At 46.8% G+C, this 10,298-nt stretch carries 7 protein-coding genes and 1 pseudogene; 4 read left to right on the top strand and 4 right to left on the bottom strand.

The features are described 5' to 3' along the window. Positions 1-1,529: pseudogene (locus V6C93_RS23370) on the top strand (WD40 repeat domain-containing protein); the annotation flags it as partial. A gap of 555 nt (positions 1,530-2,084) precedes the next feature. Continuing rightward, positions 2,085-3,533 (top strand): hypothetical protein, encoded by a 1,449-nt coding sequence (locus V6C93_RS23375; protein ID WP_333479078.1) that lies wholly within the window; start codon positions 2,085-2,087, stop codon positions 3,531-3,533. 119 nt (positions 3,534-3,652) lie between these two features. Here V6C93_RS23375 and V6C93_RS23380 read toward each other — a convergent pair whose 3' ends face one another. Beyond that, positions 3,653-4,936 (bottom strand): FGGY-family carbohydrate kinase, encoded by a 1,284-nt coding sequence (locus V6C93_RS23380; protein ID WP_333479079.1) that lies wholly within the window; start codon positions 4,934-4,936, stop codon positions 3,653-3,655. A gap of 333 nt (positions 4,937-5,269) precedes the next feature. Then, the gene (locus tag V6C93_RS23385) at positions 5,270-5,470 is read right to left on the bottom strand and encodes a hypothetical protein (RefSeq protein WP_333479080.1); all 201 of its coding nucleotides are present in this window, start codon (positions 5,468-5,470) and stop codon (positions 5,270-5,272) included. A gap of 204 nt (positions 5,471-5,674) precedes the next feature. Between V6C93_RS23385 and V6C93_RS23390 the strand changes: the two genes are divergently transcribed. After that, positions 5,675-5,887 carry a helix-turn-helix transcriptional regulator gene (locus tag V6C93_RS23390; RefSeq protein ID WP_333479081.1) on the top strand — a complete coding sequence of 71 codons (213 nt, stop codon included), beginning with the start codon at positions 5,675-5,677 and terminating at the stop codon, positions 5,885-5,887. A 75-nt stretch (positions 5,888-5,962) separates the two neighbouring features. Here the strand turns inward: V6C93_RS23390 and V6C93_RS23395 are convergent, their stop codons facing one another. Beyond that, entirely contained in the window at positions 5,963-6,805 is an 843-nt protein-coding gene (locus V6C93_RS23395; RefSeq protein ID WP_333479082.1) for a phytanoyl-CoA dioxygenase family protein, read from the bottom strand. A gap of 253 nt (positions 6,806-7,058) precedes the next feature. Next, entirely contained in the window at positions 7,059-9,860 is a 2,802-nt protein-coding gene (locus tag V6C93_RS23400) for a WD40 repeat domain-containing protein (protein WP_333479083.1), read from the bottom strand. A 252-nt stretch (positions 9,861-10,112) separates the two neighbouring features. Between V6C93_RS23400 and V6C93_RS23405 the strand changes: the two genes are divergently transcribed. Beyond that, positions 10,113-10,298, top strand: a 186-nt coding sequence (locus tag V6C93_RS23405; protein ID WP_333479084.1) for a triose-phosphate isomerase, incomplete at its 3' end; no start/stop codon positions are given.

A 10,298-nucleotide genomic window follows, 5' to 3' on the forward strand; every position in this document is an offset into this window, starting at 1 on the left:
TAAAACTGTGGGAGGCTAGTAGTGGGAAATGCCTCAAATCTTTAGAGGGACACTCCCAGCAAATCCGAACCGTTGCCTTTAGTCCGGATGGAAAAACCCTCGCCAGTGGTAGTGATGACCATTGTGTCCGTCTCTGGAATCATCATACGGGTGAATGCCGGAGAGTTCTCCAAGGACATACGAGTTGGGTTTCGTCTGTCGCCTTTAGTCCTGTTAGCAAAGCGGTAGCGACTCAAGGTGCGTCCGATTGTCTTTTAGCGAGTGGCAGTGAAGACCAATCTGTGCGGTTATGGGAGACACGCACCAACCTGTGTCTGAAAACGTTACAAGGACATAGTAATGGAGTTTGGTCTGTCGCTTTCAGTCCTCAAGGAACGACCCTCGCTAGTGGCAGTCAAGATGGTGTAATTCGGTTTTGGAACAGCAAAACAGGGAAGTGTATCAGAGAATTCCAAGCACACAACAGTTGGATTTGGTCTGTAACGTTTAGCCCCAATCATCACATCCTTGCCAGTGGCAGTGAAGACCGAACAATTCAATTATGGGATATCCTGAATGGGCAACATCTGAAAACGCTGACAGGACATAAGGACGCGGTTTTTTCTGTCCTCTTTAGTCCTGATGGGCAAACCCTTTTCAGTGGGAGTCTCGACGGTACCATCAAAGTTTGGGATATTCGTACAGGTCAATGTTGCAATACCCTGCAAGGGCATAGCGGTGGCATCTGGTCAATTAGCGCAAGTTTAGATGGGAAACTCCTAGCGAGTGGTAGTCAAGACCAAACTCTCAAGCTGTGGGATGTTGATACGGGTTGTTGTATCGAAACCTTGCAAGGGCATAACAGTTGGATACGGGCTTGTGCCATTAGTCCCAATCGACAAATTTTGGTCAGTGGTAGTGCAGATGGCACGATTAAGCTTTGGCAGGTCAATAGTGGAGAATGTTACCAAACCTTTCAGGCACACGCAGGGCCAGTATTGTCAGTTGCCTTTGACCCCGATGAGCAAACCTTTGCTAGTTGTGGTGCGGATGGGTTAGTCAAACTCTGGGATGTCTCGTCTTTGCCAAGCTGCCAAATTTTGCAAGGGCATGATAAATGGGTACGGTTCCTCACCTACAGTCCTGATGGTCAAATTCTGGCAAGTTGTAGTCAAGATGAAACGATTAAGCTATGGAAGGTTAAGCCTGACGGTTCTAGGATATCCTTGTCTCACTCCTCGGCGTTGGTTCCGTCTAGAGAGTTTGGCACTACTTGGATGAGTACGCCTATCTCTTCAGGAAAGGCAACTCTTCCAATTCCTTTTTGGATGATGCCAACTAGGAGTGAGTATCAGCGTTGGTTGACACCGCACCAAAGGGTGATTGACACAAGACAAACTCAAAATTCTCAAGACAGTTTCAGTGGATGTATCAAAACGCTGCGAATTCCTAGACCTTACGAGGGGATGAATATCACTGATATTACTGGTTTAACAGCCGCTCAGAAATCCACACTGAAAATGCTAGGGGCTGTTGATGACAAAAGCTAATCTCGCATCCTAGGGAGTTGGTCAAGTAGAAGTATTTGACAAGAGAGGCAAAAAATGGAGCTTGTAGGGGCGAAGCATTCTTGCGACAAACTTGGTACAAAGCCTAGAAGCCTTATTCAAGAATGCTTCGCCCAGGCTTTATGCCCCAAAATAACAAAAAAGGGTTAATACTACGTGTTCGTTTGAACCGTTATATGATGTCGCTGATATATCGCTCTTCTGTCATTCTCAGAAAATTATGCTCAAAGCAAAAGCCTGAGAGCTTTCCCCCATAACGATTTGAGCGGTGAGTTTGTGATAGAAACTCAAAAATGTAGACCAATTGGGAAAACGCATACCATATCAGGGTTGCAGCGTTTGCGATCGTCTAGAGTGACAGAAGAGGGATACCCTTAATAAAATTTGGGAGAGTTCGTAGTCACGCTGTCTTCGCTAAAGCGCAACTACGAACTTGAAAACCTCCCTTTCTCTCCTCCGTAGTCTCTGTGCCTCTGTGATTCGTTCAAATACTCCAATCTCACAAATAATTTAGGATTGCCAAATGAGGAGCATGATATGTTTATCGGAATTGATGACTTTTGCAATCGATGGTATTCTGAGCAACTCTGGGCAATGGGAGAAGAAGCCCTATTGCAATTGGCACAGGATAGAAATGTCGAGGAAGCATATCGATTCACTCACTTGCCAGCTTTTGACTCTCCCTTGACTGTGCGAATCTGGTCTACACCCAATCAAGAGCCACCAGTACAGGTAGTTGTCAAACTGGGAGGTGGACAAGGAGGATATGAAACAGGTTCTTTGCAAAAGGAAATATGTCAGACAGTAACTCAAAAAGATTGGAACGATTTACTCGACTTGATCGAACAAAATTTCTGGGTTCCTGCTTCGTGGCAGAAACATGTAGGATTTGATGGTTCGCAGTGGATCTTTGAAGGTTACCGGGTAGGAGGATTATACAAGGTTCTAACGTCTTGGTGTGGTATGGAGAATCTTGCCTTCGCCCTTGGCAATTCATTTTCCAAGTTCATACCTGATGGTTTTGGGGCGTTTAAAGATGTTTTCAAGAGCTGCATCATTAACGAGTATTTACATGCAGGGCAATTAGACGATGCTCTTGAGGCTGTTCACACTCTCGAATCAACTTCCTGTCAAGCTTGGAAACTGGAGCGGATAGCTGCTCAATTAAGGAGAGTAGGACAATCACGTAGAGCCAATGAAACATTAGTATATGCTTTTCAGGTTGCTCAAACGATTGAGGAGCTTTGGGATAAAGCCAATGCCTTGAGTAACATTGCCAACAACTACCTGTATGCAGAGCAATATGACCAAGCGGTTCAAATTGCCCAAAGTATCGAGTTGGTCGAACACAGAGTTAGAACTCTCTGGTCGGTAAGTTACCAGTATGCGGAAATAGGACAGTTGGAGAAAGCGGGTGAGATTTGGACTCAAATCCTTGATGTTGCCAAAACCTTAGAAAACAGAGAAGCTATACATGATGAACTCTGTAATATTGCTCAAGAATATGCAAAATTAGGACGACTTGACCAAGCTCTCGAAATTGTTCAACCCCTGCATAATAATGAGGGTGTTTTAGCTGAAATCGTTGTCCTCCTTGCCGCCGCAGGAAGAGAAAACCAAGCGATCGAGATTGTAAACATCTTCGAGTATCCTGAAAACAAAGCCCTAGCTCTGGCTAGAATCGCTGCCAAGGTTGCCGTTACTGGACAGATTGAGAGAGCCGACGAGTTATTGATTCAGAGCTTTCAAGTTGCCCAAACCATCAAGGGCAAGAACAACAAGGTATTGGCTGAGATTGCTATTTGTGCAGCAACAAGCAGACTATATGACCAAGCAATTCACATTGCCAACATCATTGAGCCTTCGAGGCGTAAAGCTAAGGTGCTAGCTAAGATAGCTCGTATCTACAGTCTTAACGGCTGCCAGATTGTGTTGATAGTTGAGTCCATCTCTAAACTTATGGCCAGTAGAGTTAGTCATGTGTGACACAAGTTCTGGCACGACCTGCTCGTTCCCCAAGGCGGCGAAGGCGACATCTAGACAGGTAGGGACAAAACTAATTTGATACCCCAAAATTCTTTTAACCCAAAATGCAAAATTGCTAGTCAATATCCTATAATCGCTTGCTTTGCTAATAGCGCAGTTCCATAGGCAGCAGCAGTATGCATGGATGGCACTACAGGCACCTTGAGATGGCGTTCTCGAATTGTTGTCCAGGTGGGATTTTTGGCACCACCACCAGCGGTATAAACGCGAGTAAGTTGAGTTGCGCCGAGTTGTTGCAATAACTGATATCCTTGTGCTTCAATTCGTGCCATGCCCTCCAGCAAGCCGTGAAGGAATTCTACCGAGTCAGTTGGGCGGGGTTCGAGTCTGGGTTGGAGATTGGGGTCGTTGATGGGGAAGCGATCGCCTGCTTTAAGTAAGGGATAATAATCCAAAGGACTCTCTTGGTGTGGATTGATTTTGCTACTTAGGCGTTCTAATTCGGCATCACTGAAGAAGTGCCGCAACACCGCCCCACCCGTATTAGACGCCCCACCCGTAAGCCACAAATCGCCCAATCGATGGCTGTAAATCCCGTATCGGGCATCATCGACACGAGTCTGACTCAATAGCTTTAGTACCAAAGTGGAACCGAGAGAAGTCACCGCCTCACCGGGAGAGTTGGCACCACTAGCGAGAAAGGCGGCAATACTATCCGTTGTACCCGTACACACCACACAGTCTCGTGGCAACCCTAAGCGACGAGAAACCTCTGCTGTTACCTCACCGACTGGTGTTCCGGGGGCAAGAACTTGGGGTAGCGCTGGTATCTCTGGCAACTGTTCCATCCAACTGGGATAGCACAGATGTTCAGGGTCATAACCCAATTTCAAGGCATTATGATAGTCGCTAATTCCTAGTTGTCCGTGCAATAGAAAGGCTAACCAATCCGCCTGATGTAGGAAATAACTATTGTTGTGAATTTTGGATTTTGAATTTTGAATGAACCACAGGAGTTTGGCGAGGCTGGAGGTAGCGCTTAAAACGGTGTGATTGGGAGGTGCAATGGCTCTGAGCGTCTCCATAACTGCTACCCCTCGATCATCGTTGTACATTAGGGGTTCAGTGAGCGGTTGCCCTGTGGCATCGCATAGCAGTACGGTGGAGGAGGTACCATTAATTGCGATCGCTCCTATTTCTGTGCATATTTTCTGAGGTATTTCCTGAATGAGAGAATACAACGCTTTTTCCCATTGAGTACTCGTCGAAACGAAGATGGCTGTGTCTCCACCTAATTTTTCGGTAAAGGGATATTGCGTCTCGCTTTGAATAACCCCCTCGGCATTAATTACAACAGCCCGTGTCCCAGATGTACCGAAATCAATGCCAAGGTAGAAATTCATTGCGAATTAGATTAAAAAGCTTTGTTTATTTTCAATCATAAAGAAGCGGGAAACGGTAGGGTTTCCCGCTCAGTACATGCTAAGCAAACGTAATGTGAACTCATTCCACTTCGTTATTCTTTAAAAAGGGAATAAATCGTTTGCTAGAGAGTAGACTTCTTACATAAATCCTGAATGCCCTCTAAATCGCCCTTTTAGATCCCCCTCCCGTCCCCCTTGAAAAGGGGGAAGCCAGAGGATGCTACGCTTTGATAGCACGGGGGACTTTGAGTTTCTTCCCCAAAGTTGGGGCATGAGAAGGGCAAAAATCGACTGTTGCAAGAGGTCTAACTATTATGTATTCACCATATTGTCAGTGCTTTCCATCATGGGGTCAAAGATAATGCTGTAGTCGGCAGTTGGTGTCATCTTCCTCAGCACCCGGAGATGTTCTTCAGCATCATTTCGACGACGAGAACAGGCTACTACACGGCTTTGGGCTTGAGGGAGGTGACGGACAATGCACCAAGGGGACAGTCGATCTTTGTAAGTCATACGCCCCTCCCTGTCGCTGCAATCCGACGCAACCGAGGTACAGCCGTTGCGATTAGCTGCGGTCTTGATATCATGTAATTTGCCTCCAATTTGTGAGGATTGCTTAGAATCGCCCTTTAGTTTCCAGTCCAGAGGGCGATTCAATTTCGCTGTAGAAGTTATCCACATTAAAGAACGAGAACTCGTTCTTCGTCAAGGGAAAGGATGGGTTTAGTTAGGCTGCGAATACGCGATCTGGCTGACGAGAAGGGTTGGACGCTAAAAGAAGTTGCTGCACGGGCAGGAGTTCCCTACAGCACTGTAACCACATATGCGCGATCGGCGGGGATGGCAACGGTAGACGTGACGGCGCTGCAAAAACTAGCTCGCACGTTTGATGTCTTGATGGAAGATTTAATTGAAACGGTGAAAGAGTAGGTGATTACAAAATTGAGTGGAGAAAAATCTCAAAAACTCTAATCTCATCACCCAACACAAGACATCGTTCGGTGTTCAACCATACGCGCCATTGGGCAAAAATCCCAATAATTGTTTCAATCGAGGACTTGCATTTTCGTAGCAATGACTTGGCATCTGATAATTCATAAAGGGATAATACTTATGCCCAACTAACCGTTTAGCATAAGTGATTTGGGTAATATATCTAGTAATATTTGAATTGTTTCTAGAACCTCTATGCCATACTTGGTTATTGAAACACACAACAGAACCCATAGCCCCTAAACAGTTATGGATTCTATCCTCATATCCTGAAATATCACCTGAACACATTTTCCCAAATAAATGTGAACCTGGTATGACTTGGGTTGGCCCATTCTCTTCAGATTTAACATCCGTTAGGTAATAATTTGCCGTAAACGCTAATACGTTAAGTCGCACATTAGTTAATGGTTGACCATCAAGGGATAAGATATGTGGTGTATCATCTTGATGCCATTGATTTTTAGCCAATCCATCTGTATTTGGAGGAAGCTTAAACGAGTTATTGTGGATGACATGTATTGTGTTAGCATTAGGGATTCCATCATCCATAGAGTAACCAGTCCCATTTGCTTCACCAATTAAATGTTCAGCGAACGTCACGACTGGCTCTAGTTCAAAAAGATTTAAGTTATGTCGGGAATGCTCAAACATTCTTTTCATTATCTTTTTGGATTTTCCGGGCTCTCTTTCAACATGCTTAGTTAAAGCCTCATCCAAATCATTTTTCAGCGACTCACACATTTCAGGTGTTAGTACATTGTGAATCACAATGAAGCCATTGGTATGAAAAAATTCAATCCATTCAGTCAATTGTTCTTTTGTGGGCTTCTTGCCACTTAAATATTCAGACATACGTATTTTTCAATTTCAAAATTTCATTAAATCTCATGAGAAGTTGCTCATTATAAAGGAACAATGAGCAACTAGAAAAAAGAAAATGATTGCGTCATAGCTCTTCTCGATTGGATGCGGTACACTCTGACCTCTCTCCAAACCTCTCTCCTACAAGGAGAGAGGCTTTGATTCTTACTCCCCTTCCCTAGTAGGAAGGGGTTGGGGGTTAGGTTTTTCGCTCTGTACTTCACACAACTGAGAACTGCTATATTTAATCTCCTAGAGAGGTGTTAACTGAGTCAGCCGCCACTTGGCTAATGATCCACCGCCATTGGCGAATGATGCGCCTCAAGATGGCTTGCTCTGGCACTAACACTCGCTCAACCACATCTTCATCCAACAGTTCTAGGGCGCTAGTTATCTGAGCAAGCACAGCGAGTTGCTCAACCGTTTTGGTAGCTATCTGATAAGCCTTCACCTTGGCCCCAATTTCTCCTAGGCGAAGCAGTGCGGTTAGTAGGGTTGGGCGGATAGAAAATTCATTAACCGATAGTCGCGAAACTACATGATTAGCCGCCGCTAAGTCCGATAGATGCTCATAGGTCAAGAACGTAGCTAGCGCGTTAAAGGAGTCTGCAATTTCTGTACCACCTGGATATTGATTTAAGCTAGCGTAACTTTTCTCAAACGCCAATAAGTTGAACTCCTCGATTTCAGCAATCTTGGTATAAGTTAGCTCATAAATCAGATCGGCAAAGCGAGTCAGAGGTGAACGTCTGCGATCGCGAATTAACCAAGTCAACGCCCAAACCAGATTTTCTGCGATTTGATTGATGCCAGCACCACTACCATCCACTCGCTGATGTGCCAGTTCCCCTAACAAGACTTGTCGGGTTGTCGGCATTAGCTGCCAATCGACACTCCTGACAGGTGCGAGAAGGTAAGTATTAAAATCCTCAGAAGTCAGCAAGTAATAGAGGAAGTGCAGCGGTGCAGAGACGTTGTGTAGATGGGTTTGTAAGGTTCGCTGTGCCCAAGCCCGCTGAAACGGGTTACGTGCAACATCTGCAACCAGGCGCAGTCCTTCACGTTCCGAGGCTTGGAGATGGGCTTGCAGGAATGCCTGGGTTCTAGGTACAGGCAAGACTAGCAACTCGTCCCATGCAGCCGGATGCCATTTTCCCCTCAACCGACTAAAGAGTGCCATCAGGAACTGAATAGGGTAAATCAGGAGACGTAACGCCCCAATGGCAACCAGCAGGTTGAACGTGATGCTGACGGCTTCCCCTGCCCGGATTCCAGGTCGTAAGCGACCGTTGAAACTCAGAGCCTCTGTGATCACGCAAGCGACAACGATACCCACACCTATACCGAGAACCAGAGTGAAGACGATACTGGCAAAGACCCCGGTTGCGGCACGGCTCGAAAGTGCAAAGGCAACGCCCACGAGGAGGCCGAAGAGAATCCCAGAAATGATCGTGAGGGTGATGCTGATGTTTCTCGCATGGTAAACCTCTTCGAGCATGGGATCGGCAGCAATCCGATCCGCCATCAAAAAGCCGAAACAAAATCCCAGGCTGCCGATGAGGCCAATCATCACGCTGGCAGTAATATTGCCGATAATGCCCAAGGCAATGATAGCGATCGCTAAAAAGATAGCGAGACTTACCGCTCCAACGATGACCATGAAGGTCAAAGCCATGTCGAAGGCCAAGTTCACTCCTACTACCGTGCCAATCACGCCCAGCATTGGCTGTTCTATGCCTTGCTTCAGGTTCCAGAGTTTGGGGGGCCCTGAAAAGGACGCAGACATCACGATTGGGGTGGTTGGCAGCATAGCGATCGCCGTGACCCAGGCATGATGACCTGCGAGGGTATGCAAGGCGATGGCTTGCCCTAAGTCCCAAACTTTTAGGGTTTGGTCAGAAGACGCGGAGACGGCTTGCTTGCCATCTGGAGCGATCGCTACATTCGTCACCCAGCCATGATGACCCTTCAGGGTATTGAGAAGTTTTCCTTGCTCTAAGTCCCAAACTTTTAGGGTTTGGTCAGCAGAAGCAGAAACGACTTGCCTGCCATCGGGGGATATGGCAACATCAGTGACCCAGTTGTCATGCCCTGCCAGGGTGTAGAGTTCTTTCCCCTGCTCAATGTCCCAAACTTTTAACGTTTTGTCCAATGAGGCAGAGATAGCCTGCTTGCCATCGGGGGTGAGGACGACCTCCGTCACCCAACCGTTATGGCCTGCAAGGGTGTAAAGTTCTTTCCCTTGGCCTAAGTCCCAAACTTTCAGGGTGCGATCGGCAGAAGCGGAGACTGCCCGTTGCCCATCGGGTGTTACCGCCACAGCCCAGATGACATCATTATGACCTGTGAGGGTTTGCAGTGGGGTTCCCTGGTCAATATCCCAAATTCTCAAGGTTTTGTCACCCGAAGAAGAGACGGCTCGATGCCCATCTGGGGTAATGGCTACACCGCTCACCCATTCTTTGTGACCCTTAAGTTCGTGGAGTTGAGTACCCCGCCGAATGTCCCAAACTCTCAGGGTGCGATCGCGCGACGCCGAGATGGCCTTGTTTCCATCTGGGGTGAGTGCCACATCTGTGACACCGAATTCGTGACCGATCAGAGGGTGCATCTCAGACCCCCACTTTAAATTCCACACTTTCAGGGTGCTGTCAGCAGAGGGAACCTTGACTTTCAAGGCGCGATCGCCAGAAGCTGTAACAGCAATTTGTCCGTTCGAGGACACCGCGATCGCATTGACCCAGGCGGTGTTGTTCTGAACCGTGATCGTTTTGTAGAGGAAGAGTACCAGACCGACTAGCACAGCCGTTAATGCGATCGCCAACGGCAACATGAAATAAATATTGCGATAGGCAGGAATCCTCCACGTCTGCAAGAATTTCCGGTAACCCCTCAACTGATAAACATCGGGAGCGGCTTGGTAGAGGTAGCGATGAAACGCGGTCGGACGAAAGTAGACCCAGTAAGCGATCAGCCAATAATGGCGTAGATTCAACGGGCTCAAGATTTCTGGTAGGTCACCACTGGGCTTGGGAAAATTTGGCATAGTCAACAGCACCTGTGATTGTTACATCAGAGTAGGGGGGTTAAGTAAAGCGTCAAGGATAAAGGATGAGGCGGGTCACCCGCAAGGAGAGCCTTAGCGTAGCAGAAGGTTAGTGCAGCGAGGCATAGCCCAGTCCGGCATGTATCAGAAATTTATACTTGAGCGCTCATGCTTCATCCTTTTTTAGTAAATTGCTCCTGGAAGATTTACACTAAAGGGTGCGTTATGGTTCGGAGATGGTTTCGTTAAGCTGTGCGGAAAATTGTCATTGCTGGTAACTGGAAAATGTACAAAACTCAAAGGGAATCCTCTGAGTTTTTGCAAAAATTTATGTCTGAACTGGAGCACACCCCCGAAGCACGGGAAATCATTCTGTGCGCTCCTTTTACAGCATTGGACGTGATGTCTAAGAGTTTGCACAATAGTCGTGTGCAATTG

This window comes from Allocoleopsis sp. (assembly GCF_036703385.1).
Taxonomy (GTDB): Bacteria; Cyanobacteriota; Cyanobacteriia; order Cyanobacteriales; family Coleofasciculaceae; genus Allocoleopsis.

Bases quoted from the DNA above. Each gene is read 5' to 3' on its own strand.
- V6C93_RS23385 (WP_333479080.1), bottom strand. From the start codon at position 5,470: ATGACTTACAAAGATCGACTGTCCCCTTGGTGCATTGTCCGTCACCTC.
- V6C93_RS23390 (WP_333479081.1), top strand. From the start codon at position 5,675: ATGGGTTTAGTTAGGCTGCGAATACGCGATCTGGCTGACGAGAAGGGT.
- V6C93_RS23380 (WP_333479079.1), bottom strand. From the start codon at position 4,936: ATGAATTTCTACCTTGGCATTGATTTCGGTACATCTGGGACACGGGCT.
- V6C93_RS23395 (WP_333479082.1), bottom strand. From the start codon at position 6,805: ATGTCTGAATATTTAAGTGGCAAGAAGCCCACAAAAGAACAATTGACT.
- V6C93_RS23400 (WP_333479083.1), bottom strand. From the start codon at position 9,860: ATGCCAAATTTTCCCAAGCCCAGTGGTGACCTACCAGAAATCTTGAGC.
- V6C93_RS23375 (WP_333479078.1), top strand. From the start codon at position 2,085: ATGTTTATCGGAATTGATGACTTTTGCAATCGATGGTATTCTGAGCAA.